The sequence below is a fragment of the Paenibacillus radicibacter genome (assembly GCF_024721995.1).
GTDB lineage: Bacteria > Bacillota > Bacilli > Paenibacillales > NBRC-103111 > Paenibacillus_AM > Paenibacillus_AM radicibacter.
Genome location: NZ_JANQBC010000004.1, coordinates 154348 through 170855, shown reverse-complemented (window position 1 = coordinate 170855; position 16508 = coordinate 154348). Strand labels below are relative to the sequence as shown.

15 protein-coding genes are annotated in these 16508 nt (G+C 43.7%); 14 read left to right on the top strand and 1 reads right to left on the bottom strand.

Annotated features, from left to right (window positions below):
* The first annotated feature begins 12 nt into the window (after positions 1 to 12).
* From NV379_RS10910 to NV379_RS10885, 6 genes are all read left to right on the top strand, one after another.
* Positions 13 to 1326: an ABC transporter substrate-binding protein gene (locus tag NV379_RS10910; RefSeq protein WP_258207345.1), complete on the top strand. Its 1314-nt coding sequence runs from the start codon at positions 13 to 15 to the stop codon at positions 1324 to 1326.
* 199 nt (positions 1327 to 1525) lie between these two features.
* Positions 1526 to 3664, top strand: a complete 2139-nt coding sequence (locus NV379_RS10905; protein ID WP_258207344.1) for a hypothetical protein — start codon at positions 1526 to 1528, stop codon at positions 3662 to 3664.
* A 293-nt stretch (positions 3665 to 3957) separates the two neighbouring features.
* Positions 3958 to 4353 carry a DoxX family protein gene (locus NV379_RS10900; RefSeq protein WP_258207343.1) on the top strand — a complete coding sequence of 132 codons (396 nt, stop codon included), beginning with the start codon at positions 3958 to 3960 and terminating at the stop codon, positions 4351 to 4353.
* Between the two features lie 257 nt (positions 4354 to 4610).
* A complete protein-coding gene (locus NV379_RS10895; RefSeq protein ID WP_258207342.1) occupies positions 4611 to 5312 on the top strand; it encodes a pirin family protein in 702 nt (233 codons plus the stop codon).
* Between the two features lie 98 nt (positions 5313 to 5410).
* A complete protein-coding gene (locus NV379_RS10890; RefSeq protein WP_258207341.1) occupies positions 5411 to 5686 on the top strand; it encodes a HesB/YadR/YfhF family protein in 276 nt (91 codons plus the stop codon).
* Positions 5687 to 5842: 156 nt separating this feature from the next.
* The gene (locus NV379_RS10885) at positions 5843 to 6166 is read left to right on the top strand and encodes a magnetosome magnetite crystal formation protein family (protein ID WP_258207340.1); all 324 of its coding nucleotides are present in this window, start codon (positions 5843 to 5845) and stop codon (positions 6164 to 6166) included.
* A 57-nt stretch (positions 6167 to 6223) separates the two neighbouring features.
* On the opposite strand, the gene NV379_RS10880 is transcribed toward NV379_RS10885, so the two are convergent.
* The gene (locus tag NV379_RS10880; RefSeq protein WP_258207339.1) at positions 6224 to 7036 is read right to left on the bottom strand and encodes an AraC family transcriptional regulator; all 813 of its coding nucleotides are present in this window, start codon (positions 7034 to 7036) and stop codon (positions 6224 to 6226) included.
* Positions 7037 to 7238: 202 nt separating this feature from the next.
* On the opposite strand from NV379_RS10880, the gene NV379_RS10875 reads away from it, so the two are divergent.
* The 8 genes from NV379_RS10875 to NV379_RS10840 all read left to right on the top strand — a co-directional run bounded on the left by NV379_RS10875 (position 7239) and on the right by NV379_RS10840 (position 16494).
* The gene (locus NV379_RS10875; RefSeq protein WP_258207338.1) at positions 7239 to 8030 is read left to right on the top strand and encodes a sugar phosphate isomerase/epimerase family protein; all 792 of its coding nucleotides are present in this window, start codon (positions 7239 to 7241) and stop codon (positions 8028 to 8030) included.
* Entirely contained in the window at positions 8023 to 9108 is a 1086-nt protein-coding gene (locus NV379_RS10870) for a Gfo/Idh/MocA family protein (protein WP_258207337.1), read from the top strand. Before NV379_RS10875 ends, NV379_RS10870 begins: the two co-directional genes overlap by 8 nt.
* A gap of 66 nt (positions 9109 to 9174) precedes the next feature.
* Positions 9175 to 10143, top strand: a complete 969-nt coding sequence (locus NV379_RS10865) for a sugar phosphate isomerase/epimerase family protein (RefSeq protein ID WP_258207336.1) — start codon at positions 9175 to 9177, stop codon at positions 10141 to 10143.
* 574 nt (positions 10144 to 10717) lie between these two features.
* Positions 10718 to 11149: an NfeD family protein gene (locus tag NV379_RS10860; protein ID WP_258207335.1), complete on the top strand. Its 432-nt coding sequence runs from the start codon at positions 10718 to 10720 to the stop codon at positions 11147 to 11149.
* A 3-nt stretch (positions 11150 to 11152) separates the two neighbouring features.
* The gene (locus NV379_RS10855; protein WP_373426103.1) at positions 11153 to 12088 is read left to right on the top strand and encodes an SPFH domain-containing protein; all 936 of its coding nucleotides are present in this window, start codon (positions 11153 to 11155) and stop codon (positions 12086 to 12088) included.
* Between the two features lie 184 nt (positions 12089 to 12272).
* Positions 12273 to 13808 (top strand): spermidine synthase, encoded by a 1536-nt coding sequence (locus tag NV379_RS10850; RefSeq protein WP_258207334.1) that lies wholly within the window; start codon positions 12273 to 12275, stop codon positions 13806 to 13808.
* A 62-nt stretch (positions 13809 to 13870) separates the two neighbouring features.
* Positions 13871 to 15406 carry a spore germination protein gene (locus NV379_RS10845; protein WP_258207333.1) on the top strand — a complete coding sequence of 512 codons (1536 nt, stop codon included), beginning with the start codon at positions 13871 to 13873 and terminating at the stop codon, positions 15404 to 15406.
* Positions 15403 to 16494, top strand: a complete 1092-nt coding sequence (locus NV379_RS10840) for a GerAB/ArcD/ProY family transporter (protein ID WP_258207332.1) — start codon at positions 15403 to 15405, stop codon at positions 16492 to 16494. Before NV379_RS10845 ends, NV379_RS10840 begins: the two co-directional genes overlap by 4 nt.
* Positions 16495 to 16508 lie beyond the last annotated feature (14 nt).

Below are 16508 nucleotides of genomic sequence, written 5' to 3'. Positions count from 1 at the left end.
GAGATTTTTATTATGAGAAAAGTTGTAGGAACCGTATTGGCATCAATGATGTTGCTCACAGGATGTTCAGGAGGGGGAAAGACCTCAGGTGAGGAGAAGACCGTCTCAATATCGGTCATGCAAGCAGATTCTTTTCTAAAAAATGCGGCTGCTAAGTTCCAAGAAGCTAATCCGAACATCAAGATCGAGATTAAAGAACATATGGCGACGAACACAGCAGGTGAAGGTGCGATGAGTGAAGCGATATCGCAAGCAGATTTGGAGAAATACGTTCAGACCGTATCCACGCAGGCGATGTCTGGTAAAGGTTCGGATATCATCATGATGCAGAGCCTACCGCAGGACAAGTTTGTGGATAAGAAGTTACTCGTTAATTTGTATGATCTGATGAAGAAGGATACTTCATTTGACCAGAACCAATATTACACGAACATCTTGAAGCATTCCCAGAATGGGGATGGGCTTTATGCAATGCCGTTCAATTTCACGTTAGAGGCGATTTCAGGTAATACGGATCTGTTAAGTAAAGCGAACATCACGATCAAGGATGATACTTGGACGTGGGAGCAATTCCGCGAGATTTCGAAAAAGCTGCGTGAACAGAAAGGTAAAGACTATTTCGCCTTCATTAACGTGTTCCCGAATCAACTGATGGCTGAGTATGTGGCAGACAATTATGGTGAGCTTGTGAAAGATGGCAAGGGCAACTTTGATACCGATCTATTCCGAGATATGATGCGTCAGATTAAATCTTTATATGATGAAGAGGTACTTCAGGCAGAGTTTACGTACGATTACAGCAAAGCGTTATTCGCAAAATCAGGATTGTATGACGTTCAGAGCGCTTTAATGATGATGCTGACACCGGATTCGAAGCTGTTCCAGAAACCAACGGCGAATGGTAAATCTAGTGGAGGCGTATTCCAGACCTATCTGACGCTGGGCATTAACAGTAAGTCGAAGGTGCAAGATGAGGCATGGCAGTTCATGAAATTCTTATTGTCAGATGAGATGCAATCTTCTCCTGAGCTGAAAAGTCTTCCTATCTCGAAGTCTGTGCTGGAGAACATGCTGAAGGAGCAGCAAGAGCAGATCAATAATGGCATCTTAAAAATGCCAAAAGGCAAACCAAGCAAAGAACAAGTCGCGGATGCGATTGCTGCAATGGATAAGCTCATTGCTGGAGCGGGAAATAAAAGTACCGGTGATATGAAAGTGCAGTCCATTGCAATGGAGGAGTTCGAGTCCTACATGAGTGGTCAGAAGTCAGCGGAAGAAGTTAGTAAGCTCATTCAGAACAGGGTGAATACGTACTTGGGTGAGTGATTGAACGAGAGAGATTAGGTGGTTCGAAAATTAAACGAAAGAGGAAAAGAACAACTGTAGGAACGTAGTGTTCGCCTTTGAAATCGTGAAAATACCATTAAATCAATTCAAATTCACGATTGAGACAGCGACCGGAAGTGTTCTTTTTCTCTGTAGTGTTCAAATTTTTGAACCACATACATAGAAGGAGCGAAAAAGGATGAATAAGCGGTTCGGATTGAAGGTAACGCATCTTGCACTAACCACGACTTTGATATTCTCACTGGCTGTTCCATCGGCATGGGCGGCTTCGGAGGGCGCGTCTAACCAAGTCACAGAGATTGCATCCATTGTGGGACAGAATTCCGTATCATTTAGCTTAAAGAATATACGGCTTCTGCCGCAAAAAGAGAGCAGTACCGTCACCTTCACCATAACGGTTAAGAATGACGGCAGTCAGCCAATTGCTCTAACCGATTATATGGCGCGTCTGAAAGATGCATCAGGGGAAACGTACCTGACGCGGCTTGCCCCTCAAGATAAGAGCAAGCGAAAGCTCGCGGCAGGCAGTACGCAAGACTTGATCTATTATGCACAGGTCGGCGATATGGTTGATCTCAGCGGCTTGTCAGTCGATGTGATCAAATGGGATTTCAGCAAACCAAAGTACGAAGCAAACCAAGGGAACTTGGCAGTTCCAGACACCTTTACAGGAGCGGTTACTGATGGTTTGACCGAATCAATTCTTATCGGTGACACACCCATTGAGATGTCGGTATCCCAATTTCACCAGATGAAAAGTGGAGACAACTATATCCCAACCCTATACATAGATCTCAAACACAACGGCCGTACGGCGGTTACTCCGCCAGATTACCAATTCTTTATTCGGACTAAAGACGGCTCGACATATCCGATCATTCGCCGAGATGAGCTGAAAAGTCTGAACCCAAATATAACGACCCCGTGGCGTTTAACGGGCACAATTCCTACATCTGTTGATCCGGAAGGCTGGCAACTTGTTGTGGCTGAACACAGCGAAGCAGCGAAACTGGATGTACCTGTTGCTGTTTTCGAGCTTGCAGAATCGGAAAGTGCTGCTCCTGGTTCGGGTGAACATCTAAAATTCAGTACGAACGCAGGGATGTATACAGGTGAACTCGGCAGTATGTATCGAGTCCCTTGGGAAGACGAGGACATGATCACAGCGAATGTGACGATATCCAATACAGATCAAGATCATTCCCTAACTGTACCAAAATTAAGCGCTTATTATCTGCTTGATGGTAAAGTAAAAGTGCCTGCGAATGTTGTGCAGACATCCCGTGCGCTTAGTATTGGTACAGGTAGCAGTGAAGTACTTCAGGTGGTCGGCAAATTGCCGATTGACCAAGCGTTCAAGTCCATTAAACTCGTTCTTCAGGAAAAAGAATCGGAGAGTGAAGATGCGAAACTCTACGATATCGCAGAATTCACAGAGCGAACGGTGCTACCGCGTATTCCATTCTATCGTGCAGGAGATGGATACAAGACAGCACAAGCAGGTCGCAAAGCCTATTACGCCGTTCATGGCGTTAATCGCTACAAAGGCGGAAATAGTGAGCTCTTTGCCGTTCAAGTGGAAGTCGATAATCTGGAGAGACGTTCCTCTGATCTATCGCGAATTGTAGCGTACTTACAGACGGAAGATGGCGATATATTCCCGACACAAATATCTGCTGTGAAAGGGAAGGTAGGTCCAAGAGGAACCGCACTTCTTGAAATTTGGAGTGAAATTCCGCAGGATTATGCGACTTCTTCACTCCATCTGGTGATGGGGGATGCGGTAACGGGTAACAAATTAACAGAGGGTGAAGCAGTTCCAGATAGTTATATCAACCCTGTCGGTATGTGGCTGCCAAGTGAGAAGTACAATGTGGCAAGTGAAATCAAGCAACTAGATCTTTACCCGTATACAATTAAGTTCAGTAATATGAACACAAGCAGTAACGTGCGCGACTTCGCCTTCAAGCTTGATTATGAGATTCTAAAAAGCAAGCTTGTCCAAGCGAACAATGAGAAACGTAATCTCGTCATTGCCATTGAAGACGCGAGTGGATATAACTTCTTCGAGAAGTCATTTAATGTCAATGAATTCGAATCAGCCACAACAAGTGGTAAAGAAGCAGGCGGTGTCATGAAGATTGGCAAAGGTCAGTTGTCCTTTACGATTCCAAACACAGATCCTGTCGCAGATGATCACACCTACAAGCCAGGTACGATTAAGATTTACGATGAATTCCAAGGCAAGCGCAAGTTGATTGCTACACAGAAAATTACGCTGATCTCGATCATTGAGAAGAAGGGTAAGGGCGAGTAAGGAACGCCAAAGTTGAAAGATCACCTTTATAAAAGGTGGTCTTTATTTGCATGCAGATCTATTTTTTAAAAATTAGGTGTTGACGAAAAGTAAGCGACGTAGTATATTAGTTTCAAGTTAAGAATCTTAAATTAAAGATATATGAACAAGCGAACAATACAAATCGCGGCAGCAAATGTAAAGTTGTTATTAAGCGAAAGAGAATAGGCATTCATTAGCTTCGGATCACATATCTTAATTTCAAGATAGTTGAAAAACGTACACAAAAAATTATTTTTTAGGAGGAATTGTTTATGTTAAGTGTAGGGTTATTGATTATTCGTGTGGTAGTTGGTTTACTATTTGTAGGGCATGGGGCACAGAAGTTGTTCGGATGGTTTGGCGGTTATGGACCGAAGGGAACAGGCGGTTGGATGGAATCGGTCGGCATTAAGCCAGGCGTTCAGATGGCAATTCTTGCAGGACTTATGGAGTTAGTTGGCGGATTACTGTTCGCAGCAGGATTGTTCACTTGGGTCGGCGCTGCATTAATCGTCCTTGCCATGTTAGGTGCATTCGTCAAAGTACACTTTAAGAACGGCTTGTGGATTACAGCGAACGGTTATGAGTATACTCTTGTGTTAATCGCAGTTGCAGTAGGCGTTGCTCTAATCGGCGCTGGGGACTACTCCCTTGATGCATTGCTATAATAGTGAGTTTTAAAAATTGTAACGAAAGAGAAAAAATGCACTGTAGGATGCTTCCGAAGTACTTTTCCTACGGAAAAGTTTGAGTTCGCCTTTGAAATCGTGAAAATTCCATTAAATAAATTCAAAATTCATGATTGAGACTCACAGGCTTTCGAAGAAAGCCACATCGTAAGCATGGAAGTACTTTTTCTCTGAAGTTTCCAAACTTTTGAATAAGTTATTTAAGCACCTTAATCACAGAAATGGAGGCACTCTATATGATTCAATTATATCCAGCACAAGAACGATACACAGCCGATCACGGCTGGCTAAAAAGTAACTTCAGCTTTTCGTTTGCCGATTATTATGATCCTAACAATATGAACTTTGGCGTTATGCGTGTTCTCAATGATGATGTCGTACAACCGCATTATGGCTTCGGCAAGCATCCGCACCGCGAGATGGAGATTGTGTCCATCGTACTTAGCGGTCACCTCAAGCATGAGGACAGCACAGGGAATGCCGCAGTAACGACATATGGGCAAGTACAGCGCATGTCCGCAGGAACAGGTGTGATGCACTCCGAGATGAATGGGGGAGCCGATGAGGTTCATTTTCTTCAAATGTGGTTTATGCCAGAGCGCAACGGACTTGAACCTTCTTATGAAACAACCGATTATGATCTATCTCTAATGAAAAATAATTTGCTGCCTGTTGTCTCCAAGCAGCAGTCTGGTCCGAATGTTGCAGACATTCACCAAGATTTGACGATTTATATGAGTGAGCTTGAAGCAGGTCAGACGATCCATTTTACACAAAAAGATAACCGTCGTACTTTCGTGTTCGTACTGGAAGGTTCCATCACCATTAATGAAACTTCGGAGCTTGGTAAACGAGACTCTGCGCGAATTACAGAAGAGACTGCACTAACGTTGCAATCGACAAGCGGCGCGGTCTTCATGCTTATCGATTTACCTTAACTTTTAATGTTGGACTTCTATTGAAAAAACGCCATAATAAGACTATGGCGTTTTTTCATTTGGCCTTGTTAAATAAGGATAGAAAGAGGTGTTTCGTCGTGAATCTTACGGTAACTAAAGATGCTGTCGCGTGCTTTAAGGATGTCTGGGGATATCAATCAGGTGAACACGTTCGAATTTTTGTGCGTTATAGCGGTGGATCGGAGGATGCATTCGCATTCGGTATTTCGAGACATACCCCAATTCGCATGGCGATTTCCCACGTTGAGGGGGATATCACATTTTTCATGGAAGAGAATGATGTATGGTTTTTGAATGATAAAGACCTTCAAATAGATTGTCAGGCTGAAGAAATCACGTTTGTACTGACTTAAAGCATTCGAACATGGAAAAAAAGACTTGTACTTCGTGTACAGGTCTTTTTTGGTTGTTAAAATGCACATACATATCCGCTTTGTCTGTCACATACATAAATAAGGATGAATAAAATAGGACGTGTTCATCACTACAATGTAGGAGAGGTGATCTGAATGGACGACCGGTTTGATCAACAGGACATTGAATCCAACAAAATGATCTCGCTAGTCGGTTATATTCTGTTCTTCATTCCCTTGCTTGCTGCAAAAGACTCGAAGTACGCCACCTATCATGCAAATCAAGGGTTGATGTTGCTCATTTGTGCGGTTGCAGGGAATTTTGTTCTGGGGCTAATCCCGTTCATCGGATGGATGCTTATTCCGCTCTTTAGTTTATTTATCCTCGTTCTATTTATTATCGGCATCTCCAATGCAGTCACGGGTAAAGCTGTTCCACTCCCATTGATTGGGCAATTCACGATTATTAAGCATCGTTGATTATGAATAATAGACATGAGAACTCCTTAGCTGAGAGTGCTGAGGGTTTTTGTGTTGTTAAAACGTGCTCCGATATTCCCTCGGCGACATGTTGTACCTCGCACGGAATGCTCTGTGGAAGTAACTGTAGTTGGCAAAACCTGCACTTTCTGCAATGTCTTCAAGCAGCATATTCGTCAGCATCATGCGATCACGTGCCATACTGAGGCGCACATCAAGGGCGTACTGTCCAATACTTTGCCCGAACACTTCTTTAAATAGATGCACCGCGCGAGATACACTGATGTCGAAATGGACTGCTACATCCTCCAGCTTAAACGATTGAATCGCATGTTCTTCAATATAGGTCTTAATTCGGTAGGCGAGGAACGCGTTGCCCTTCTTAGAAGGCTGTTCAGAGACGATACGGTCGATGTTCAAACATAATATTTTCAAAATATATTGACTGATTTCTTGACTCGTATCAAGCAACCGGCGCTGCTCCATAGTCAATTGACGGAAGAGGGTAAGGATGCCTTCATTCAGTGGTGCCTTGATCTTGTGAGGGCGGTGAGTCTGATTCCACCATTCATCCATCCACGTTCCTTTAGCAAAAATATAATAATCTCCGCTCATGATGCGCGGTTCACCTGTTGTCTGTTTCTCCTGATCAATAATCAGTTCATAGGGAGAGTTCGGCTTAAGCAAAATCATGTCACCTGGCTCGATTAATGTAATCTCACTCCCGACTGAGGCGCGGCAGAATCCTTCGATCTGAATTCGTATGAGATATTGCTTGAGTCGCTCAATCGTATGAAAAGGTTTGGAATGATACGCATAACCCGCATGTAGTACTTCCAAATCGTCTTTATCTATGTGTGCAAATACCATATGAACCTCCTGTATGTACAAAAGATAATAGCCAGATTGTGCATGTTTTTGTCCGTTTCGTCATTTTATTATACGGGATCATTTACTATGATGAAAAGGTAACCAGCTCAAATTAGTAGAGGTTATAGCTAGCATGAATCATCACAATGAAATCGCTATCATTTTTACAACAAAAAGTAAGATTGAATAGGAGGAATGGAAGATGAGTAGCTACAAGATTGGATTGCAATTGTATACGGTGCGGGATGAGACGGCGCGGGACTTTGAAGGGACGCTGCGTGAAGTTGCAAGACTCGGTTATGATGGTGTGGAGTTCGCTGGGTATGGTGGATTAGCGGCGGAGCAGTTAAGAGAATTGCTGGACGAATTGAAGCTGGAAGTTGCAGGGACTCACGTAAGCTACGAGCGTCTATTAGAAGCGCTAGATGAAGAGATTACATACAACAAGACGATCGGCAATCGCTACTTAATTATTCCTTATATGCAGGCTGAGAAGCGTGAGGATGCGGATAGCTGGAAAGCGATTTATGCAAATTTACAAGAGATTGGTGCTAGATGTGCGGAGCAAGATATGGTGCTGTGCTACCACAATCACGAATTCGAATTTTTAGCTGAAGTGGATGGAACACATGTATTAGATGCGATGTTTGAAGCAGTGCCTGCATCTGATTTGCAAATGGAGCTAGATAGCTGCTGGGCGTATGTGGCAGGTTATGACCCAGTTGCTTACATGCATAAATATAAAGGTAGATTACCGCTTGTTCACTATAAAGATATGAGAAGGTTAGAGGACGGTAGCATACAGACATGTGAACTAGGAGCAGGTGAAGTGCCGATTACTGCAATTGCGCAAGCAGCGGAGCAGATTGGTGCGCAGTGGCTGATCGTGGAGCAGGATGAGTGTCAGAAGCCGTCGCTTGAGAGTGTAGCGAACAATATTGCATGGATTCGTCAAAATTTGAAAGTTGGAGTAGGGGGAGCAATTGATGAGTAATCGTATCGTACGCGTAGGAATCATTGGCTGTGGAGGGATTGCGCTGGGCAAGCATTTGCCAAGTCTAGCGAAGCTTGCGCAAGTGGAGATCGTCGCTTTCTGCGATATTGTAGAAGAGAGAGCGATTAAAGCAGCTGAAAAGTTCGGTACGGCCGAGGCCAAAGTATATTCCGACTATGTGGAGCTGCTTGAAGATAAGAGCATTGAAGTGATTCATGTGTGTACGCCGAATGATTCGCACTGTGCGATTTCTGTTGCTTCGATGGAGGCTGGTAAGCATGTCATGTGCGAGAAGCCGATGGCGAAGACAGCTGCAGAAGCAAGAGAAATGCTCGATGCGTCACGCCGTACGGGCAAGAAGCTGACGATTGGTTACCAGAACCGTTTTCGTCCAGACAGTCAGTACTTGAAGCAGGTGTGTAGTGACGGTGATTTGGGAGACATTTATTTTGCCAAAGCATTAGCGATTCGCCGTCGTGCAGTGCCAACTTGGGGTGTATTCCTTGATGAAGAAAAGCAGGGCGGAGGTCCACTTATTGATATCGGGACACATGCACTGGATCTAACGCTTTGGATGATGGATAACTACAAGCCGAAGATGGTCGTAGGTTCGGTGTATCATAAATTGGGACAACGGGAGAATGCAGCCAACGCATGGGGACCATGGGATCCTAAAGAGTTCCGTGTTGAAGACTCTGCATTCGGATTCATCACGATGGAGAACGGCGCAACAATTGTGCTCGAATCCAGTTGGGCGCTCAATACACTCCAAGTAGGTGAGTCGAAGACGGTGTTGTGCGGTACAGAAGGTGGGGCAGATATGGAGGATGGACTTCGTATCAATGGAGAAAAGCACAGCCGCATGTTCGTGAACGAAATTGATCTCAAAGGCGGCGGTGTCGCGTTCTATGACGGTGAAGTTGAACGTGATCATGACATTGAAGCTCGCCAATGGATTGAGTGTGTGATTAATGATACCGAGCCAGTCGTTGATCCTGCGCAAGCACTAGTTGTAACGGAGATTTTAGAAGCAATTTATGAGTCAGCTAAGAGCGGGAAACCCGTATATTTTAGCTAAATTGGAGCTTGTCCAAGGTCGCAGAGACTGCACACATATAATTAACATAATGGAAGGGGATTCCCCATGAAATTAGGCGTATTTACAGTTCTATTCGGCAATCGTCCGTTAGAAGAAGCACTTGATTATATCGCATCCCAAGGATTGAAAGCCGTAGAGATCGGAACGGGCAATTATCCAGGCAATGCGCATTGCAATCCAGATATTTTGCTTAACGATGAGCAAGCATTGAAACAGTTCAAACACGCAGTTGAATCCCGTGGACTCATCATTAGTGCATTAAGCTGTCACGGTAATCCGCTTCATCCGCAAAAAGACATCGCTAAACCGTTCCATGATACCTACGTGAAAACAGTTGATTTAGCTGAGCGACTTGGCGTGCCAGTCGTCAATGCTTTCTCAGGTTGTCCGGGTGATCATGAAGGCGCGAAGTACCCGAACTGGCCGATCTCACCTTGGCCGCACGATTACCAAGAGGTGCTAAAGTGGCAGTGGGAAGAGAAAGTAATCCCGTATTGGACAGAGTGGGGTAAGTATGCGGCTGATCGTAATGTGAAGATCGGTCTTGAGCTACATGGTGGCTTCTCCGTGCATAGCCCAGGTACACTCCTTCGCCTGCGTGAAGCTGCGGGTGAAGTGATCGGTGCGAACCTTGACCCAAGCCACATGTGGTGGCAAGGTATCGATCCTGTTCAAGCGATTCATATCTTAGGTAAAGAGGGTGCAATCCATCACTTCCATGCGAAGGATACGTCCTTTGACCCTGTTAACATCCATAAACATGGCATCACTGACATGCAGTCCTACGCTCTAACCCAAGAGCGTGCATGGCAATTCCGTACTGTGGGCTTCGGTCATGACCTCAAAGTATGGGCAGACATGATGAGCGCTCTGCGCTTAGTTGATTACGACTACGTTGTCAGCATCGAACACGAAGATGGCCTCATGTCCATCAACGAAGGCTTCACGAAAGCCGTATCTAACCTTAAGCAAGTCCTCATCGAAGAACCACTGGGCAGCATGTGGTGGGTGTAGGCAAGGGCAAGATGGTTAGTAAGTGAGGATAGTACTGATAATTAAGCATGGTATTAAGGATACGAGTACGAAGACACATAGTGTCAAGCCGTGATATGAAGTAGTAGCCATGCGTTGAAAGGGACAACGCATGGCAAGCAGAAAGTAGGAGCCGTTGATTACGCGAAGCCAAATCAACGCTCCCCAAGCCAACCACATTCGTGGTTGGTTTTTTATGTGCTCTTTACCCTGTATCGGTAGCGTCAGCGGTAGATCTCCCTTGCTGCTCCCCGAGTAGCCAAGGAGGAAGTTGAACTACTTTGAGCAGAAGACGAAGAGAGGGCTATGTCCTGGAGAACGGTAGTGATCCGTCTTTGCAATCGTATTCCAACCTACCAACCTAATCAAAGGGAATACGATTGCGACAGCGGACGGAAGGATATAGCCCTCACGGAGTCTCCTCACAATCTGCTCATGAATCCTACCTTCCAATCTCACTCTTTCCTATCTACTTTGGTTAATTTTTCATTTTTATGACACTTTTCCCCTACCTAAACGTATAATTAGGTAAACAACCCATATAGGTGGTGATAACATGGTTCCATGGATTGTATGGGCAGTAATCGGTGTCATCCTGATTATTGCAGAGATGATGACATTCACATTTTACTTACTTTGGTTAGGGATCGGTGCACTCGCAGCTGGTGTTCTGGCACTATTTATACCAGATGCAGTGTTTGTACAAGTTCTTGCAGGTGCCGTTGTTGCAATCATACTTACTATCTTTACGAAGCCATTAACACGAAAAGTACGCCACTCCAAGGGCTTCAAGGATGCAATTGATGTGATTGTAGGCAGGCAAGGAGAGGTCATTCAGAAGATCGAAGTCGGTACACTTGGGATTGTAAAAGTGGGTGGGGAGATCTGGAGTGCATCCGCATCGGAAACAATTGAACCAGGTACGACAGTCATCGTCGTTAGCAAAGGAAGTGCTGTAATCGAAGTGACAAGAATGGGAGGCGTTTAATCAATGTCAATGTGGATTCTAATAGGAATTATTGTTGTTTTTGTCATCGTATTTGCTGCATTAACGATTAAGATTGTTCCGCAACAGCGTGTGGGGGTTATTGAGAGACTCGGGAAGTTCAACCGATTGCTGCATCCAGGTCTGAACATTGTCATTCCAGTTATTGATCAAGTGCGCAAGTATCATGATTTGCGGATTCAACAAGCGAACGTACCGCCGCAAACGGTGATTACCAAAGACAACGTACAGGTACAGATCGATACGATTATTTTCTATCAAGTTGTAGGGCCGGAACAAGCTACATACGGCATTTCCGATTATGTATATGGGGTTCGTAATATCTCAACTGCAACGATGCGTCAAATTATTGGTAAGTTGGAACTGGATGAAACTTTATCGGGTCGTGAGAAAATTTCATTGGAAATCCGTGTTGCACTGGATGAGGCAACGGAAAAGTGGGGCGTGCGAATCGAGCGTGTCGAGGTCATTGACATCAAGCCGCCAATTGATATACAAGAAGCAATGGATAAGCAGATGAAAGCAGAGCGAAGTAAGCGTGCAATTGTATTGGAAGCAGAAGCAGCGAAGCAAGACATGATTCTTCGTGCTGAAGGGGATAAGCAAAGTAAGATCCTCAAGGCAGAAGGGGATAAAGAAGCACGTATTCGTGAGGCAGAAGGTCTAGGTCAAGCGCAAGAGCTTGAAGCAGTTGGTCAGGCGAAAGCGATTCGTGCCGTCGCAGAGGCAGAGCGGAATCGGATTGAGATGCTCAAGGAAGCGGGATTGGATGAAAGCATTCTAACTTACAAATCTTTCGAAGCGCTTCAAGAAATGTCCAAAGGCCCAGCGAATAAAGTATTTATTCCTACTCGTGCAGTAGAGACATTAGGTTCGATCGGTGCCATTGGTGAAATGTTGAAAGCCGTCAAAGAAAAATAAGTGCAGCTAAGCACTACGTAGTACTGGATGATCGTGGAATATTAATTTACCGTGCAAGCGGCCCTTAGGGTCGCTTTTTTAAATTTTCCCTTAATTTTATTAAAATTGTAAAATAGCATATACTAGCGTAAGTCTCATATATTACATATTTTTTTACAACTAAGAAACTGAGGTGTACGTATTCATGAGTAATCCATTACGAATTGGTTTTCTTTACTTCTATGTGTTTGTTACAGGTGCTTCTGTAATGGCGATTGAGATTGCAGCTTCTCGATTCCTAGCCCCGTATTTCGGTACTTCGATGATCGTATGGGCGAATATTATTGGACTTTGCTTGCTGTCGCTTGCAATTGGCTACTTTGTTGGGGGGAGATGGGCAGATAAATGGCCGAGTGGCAAGCTATTAATGATGCTAACGCTTCTATCGGGTACATTCGTAGCACTGCTACCTTTATGGGGTGATCTAATCTTCCCACTCTTATCTAAAGGTATTATGAATACGCCGGTATGGGTCATTTTCTGTTCCTTCTTTGCCGTACTTATTGTATTTGCACCACCAATCTTCCTGCTTGCGATGGTTAGTCCCTTTGCGATCCGTCTACTAAGTGGACAAACGAGCGATTTAGGTAAGGTTGCTGGAAATTTATATGCGTGCTCTACACTCGGCAGCTTAGTCGGTACTTTCGGTACGGCTATGCTTACGATTCCGTTCATCGGTGCGAAAGAATCGATCTATATTTGGTCAGCTGCGTTGATTCTTGTTAGTAGCTGGGGACTGCGTCAGTGGGGAAAAAGCTGGCTTGCAATTCTCGTAATAATACCTCTGTTGTCTTACTATTTGACAAGTGGCAACATGACCATGGCTGCAGGTGAGAAAGTACTGTGGTCAGGGGATACATTTTATCAATTTGTAAAAGTAACAGAAGATCGACAAGGTGATATCTCGCTTGTCTATAATGAGGGCGGTGGGATACAGTCTATTAAACGCGCGACTAATGCACTAAATAGTAACGATTATTACAATGACTATTTATCGCTTCCATTCTTAGTGGACAAGCCTCGAGAACTGCTCATATTAGGTTCTGCAGGCGGAACCATAGCCAGCTCACTTGGACAATATGTGAAACCGCAGTTGCCTGATCTTAAAGTGACGGGAGTGGAGATTGATCCTGCAGTCGTGCAGTTAAGCTATGATTACTTCGGATTAAAGCAGGAAGATGCAGAGATTGTCTCGCAGGACGCGCGTGTGTTCATTAACAATGCGAACAAAAAGTATGACATCACTATCGTTGACTGCTATTCGAATCAAATTTATATTCCGGCTCACTTATCGACTGTAGAGTTCTTCAAGACGCTTAAAGAACATACAACTGATCAAGGATTAGTAGCCTTAAATATTAATGCGACTACACCCGACTCTAAGCTACTGACATCCATGATCAAGACAATTGATGCTGTGTTCCCTTACACGTATATGATCAAGTCTTCTGGTATCAATAACTATATGGTCATTGGGGCGCTTCATGAGCTTGATGTCAATGATTTAAGCAAGATTGACAAGAATAGTCCTCTACAAAAACTGGACTTATCGCGTTGGGATCAAATGAAGCGTGTGGAGAAGGGACAATACAACTCCGCACTTCTATTAACAGACAACCATGCACCTACTGAAATGCTCACAGACTCGATGATTTTTAATTTCATCACAGATTCGAAGTAGCGGCTTACTTGCCATAAGGCAATTCTCGATGAAAAATTGACACCAAGAGAGGGGGTTAACGGATGGAATTTTGGAAATCAATATTTCAGTCTCAGTCCAAATCGCCCAACAATCAGAAGCAGTCATCGGGCAATACGAATGCGAATTCCAAGACAGTTCTGGTAACCTCCGATCTTGCAAGTAATTTAGCGTATATTCAGCAAGCTTTATTTCAAACTGATGATCTGCAAACCCGTACGTTTACGAAAAAAGGAACAACCGCACAGCTGATCTATCTAGAAGGGATTTGCGACCCGAATATTATCAAAACCGATATTATAAATCGCTTACTTAAGGCTGATCAGATCGACACGCCTGAAGATATTGTAACGACACTGAAGTTCAAATATGAAACCAACATTGAACAATTAATCTCTCATTTATTACGTGGGTTCGCACTATTCTTTATTGAAGGGTCCTCACAAGGATATGCATTCGCAGCAGTAGCGGCCTTAGCACGAACTCCTGAAGAACCACCTAATGAAAAAGTGATCTATGGGGCTCATACGGGGTTTATTGAAGATCTGAATACAAACTTACAGCTGATTCGCAAAACAATCCATAACCGCGATCTTACCGTGCGCTATTATCAAGTGGGGAGCACAACGGATACCAAGATTGCTGTCATGTACATGGGAAATACCGCTTGTCCAAAGATCGTCAAAGAAATCGAAAATCGGATTCAATCGATCCAGATGAAAGATATAATTCCAGGCAACATCATTCATGAGATTATCGAAGATAATCCGTATTCCCCTTTTCCCCAAATATTAACGACGGAGCGTGCGGATCGGTCTTGTGCCAATCTGATTGAAGGTCGAGTGATCATTTTTGTGGAAGGAACAGCCTGTGCGTTCGTGCTTCCGGTCAGTTTCTTCTCGTTCTATCAAAGTACAGATGATTATGCGATTCGCTGGATTCCGGCAACATTTATCAGATTGTTAAGATTTTTTAGCTTTTTGATTGCGATTCTGTTGCCTGCATTCTATATCGCTGTAACTTCTTTTCATAGCGAGATTATTCCAGAAGGGTTGTTCACGGTTGTCAAAGCGAACTTGCTTCGTATTCCGTTTGCACCTATTGTGGAAGCGTTATTCCTTGAGTTCACGATCGAGTTAGTTCGTGAGGCAGGTATTCGATTGCCAGGTCCAATTAGCTCGACGATCGGTATCGTAGGTGGTTTAGTTATTGGTGAATCGGTCGTTAATGCTGGATTTGTCTCTTCTGTGATGATCGTCGTAGTTGCGATGACTGCCTTGGCTACTTATGTGGTGCCGAATCATGAAATGTCGATTTCCATTCGTGTAATTCGATTCCCGATCATGTTTATGGCTTCCTTATTTGGATTTATCGGCATCGTTGCGATTGTGTTGATTCTGCTTATTCATCTATGCAAGCTAGAGCCACTAGGTCGACCGTACTTGTTCCCACTTAGTCCGATGAGGATCAAAAACTTCCTAGATACATTTATTCGTGCACCGATACAAGCGGTTCAACAGTTACCTAACGATGTGCAAGAGAAACCACCATCGACTAACACCAAAGAGGATCAATCATGAGCCAGCAACCGAATCAGCAGTCCACAATTACACGAACGCAGCTCTTTCATATGGTCATGCAAGTTACGATCGGGATTGCTATTCTACAACTACCGCATCGACTTTACAAAACAACAAAAGTTGATGCGTGGATTTCCATTATCCTTGTATTATTAGGGGTACTGCTCCTTATCTATATGCTTTGTGCACTTTGCAAACAATATCCTGGAAAACATGTTTATGAGTTTCTACCGATTGTTTTTGGGAAGAAGATAGGGTTAGTCCTAAATATCGTCTATATTCTGTATTGCATTATTGCAGTAAGTCAATTTTTTTATCAGAATAGCCAAATCCTTCGAAAGTGGATCCTCCCCAGGACGCCTATGGTTGTTCTGATCATACTTATCTTGCTTGTATGCATTTATTTAGCTATAGAATCTTTGCGGATCATCGCTCGATTCATTGTGATTATTAATTTAATCGTTCCACTGCTGTTTATCATCCCGATCTTTGCCATTCAATATAGTGAATGGTTGTATTTGCTGCCCATTTACCAAACGGATATCCCTTCTATTCTGGATGGCGCCAAGACTACCGTTCAATCCATGTTAGGATTTGAAATTTTGCTTGTTGTATATCCATTTGTTAATGGTACGAATAAGCAGATTCGCAAATCCGTTTCTTTATCGATGACGATCACCGCATTTTACTACTTATTTATCACAATCATCTGCTTTTCTTTTTTTACAGGAGATGAACTTGAACATATTTCAGAACCGGTACTATACATGCTAAAAGCCGTCAGCGTTCGGAATATTATGCGCTCTGATCTATATTTCCTATCGCTGTGGACGGTGCTGTCGATCACTTCCATTACGCTCTACTTATTCATGGGTGCTGTTGGTACGGCAACAATATTTGGGAAAAAAGACCACAAACCGTTCATACTCATCATGTCGTTGATCATTCTAGGTATGTCCTTCTTATGGGGGATCGAGTCGATCAAAGATTCGATGGCTTTGTTCTCCACGTACTATTCATTCTTCACCGTCTTGATCATCCCATTACTTGCGCTGATTACAACCAAGATTCGCAAACGATTCAAGTAAAGGAGAGCATTCAG

Bases quoted from the DNA above. Each gene is read 5' to 3' on its own strand.
- NV379_RS10910 (WP_258207345.1), top strand. From the start codon at position 13: ATGAGAAAAGTTGTAGGAACCGTATTGGCATCAATGATGTTGCTCACA.
- NV379_RS10905 (WP_258207344.1), top strand. From the start codon at position 1,526: ATGAATAAGCGGTTCGGATTGAAGGTAACGCATCTTGCACTAACCACG.
- NV379_RS10900 (WP_258207343.1), top strand. From the start codon at position 3,958: ATGTTAAGTGTAGGGTTATTGATTATTCGTGTGGTAGTTGGTTTACTA.
- NV379_RS10895 (WP_258207342.1), top strand. From the start codon at position 4,611: ATGATTCAATTATATCCAGCACAAGAACGATACACAGCCGATCACGGC.
- NV379_RS10885 (WP_258207340.1), top strand. From the start codon at position 5,843: ATGGACGACCGGTTTGATCAACAGGACATTGAATCCAACAAAATGATC.
- NV379_RS10880 (WP_258207339.1), bottom strand. From the start codon at position 7,036: ATGGTATTTGCACACATAGATAAAGACGATTTGGAAGTACTACATGCG.
- NV379_RS10875 (WP_258207338.1), top strand. From the start codon at position 7,239: ATGAGTAGCTACAAGATTGGATTGCAATTGTATACGGTGCGGGATGAG.
- NV379_RS10870 (WP_258207337.1), top strand. From the start codon at position 8,023: ATGAGTAATCGTATCGTACGCGTAGGAATCATTGGCTGTGGAGGGATT.
- NV379_RS10865 (WP_258207336.1), top strand. From the start codon at position 9,175: ATGAAATTAGGCGTATTTACAGTTCTATTCGGCAATCGTCCGTTAGAA.
- NV379_RS10860 (WP_258207335.1), top strand. From the start codon at position 10,718: ATGGTTCCATGGATTGTATGGGCAGTAATCGGTGTCATCCTGATTATT.
- NV379_RS10855 (WP_373426103.1), top strand. From the start codon at position 11,153: ATGTCAATGTGGATTCTAATAGGAATTATTGTTGTTTTTGTCATCGTA.
- NV379_RS10850 (WP_258207334.1), top strand. From the start codon at position 12,273: ATGAGTAATCCATTACGAATTGGTTTTCTTTACTTCTATGTGTTTGTT.
- NV379_RS10845 (WP_258207333.1), top strand. From the start codon at position 13,871: ATGGAATTTTGGAAATCAATATTTCAGTCTCAGTCCAAATCGCCCAAC.
- NV379_RS10840 (WP_258207332.1), top strand. From the start codon at position 15,403: ATGAGCCAGCAACCGAATCAGCAGTCCACAATTACACGAACGCAGCTC.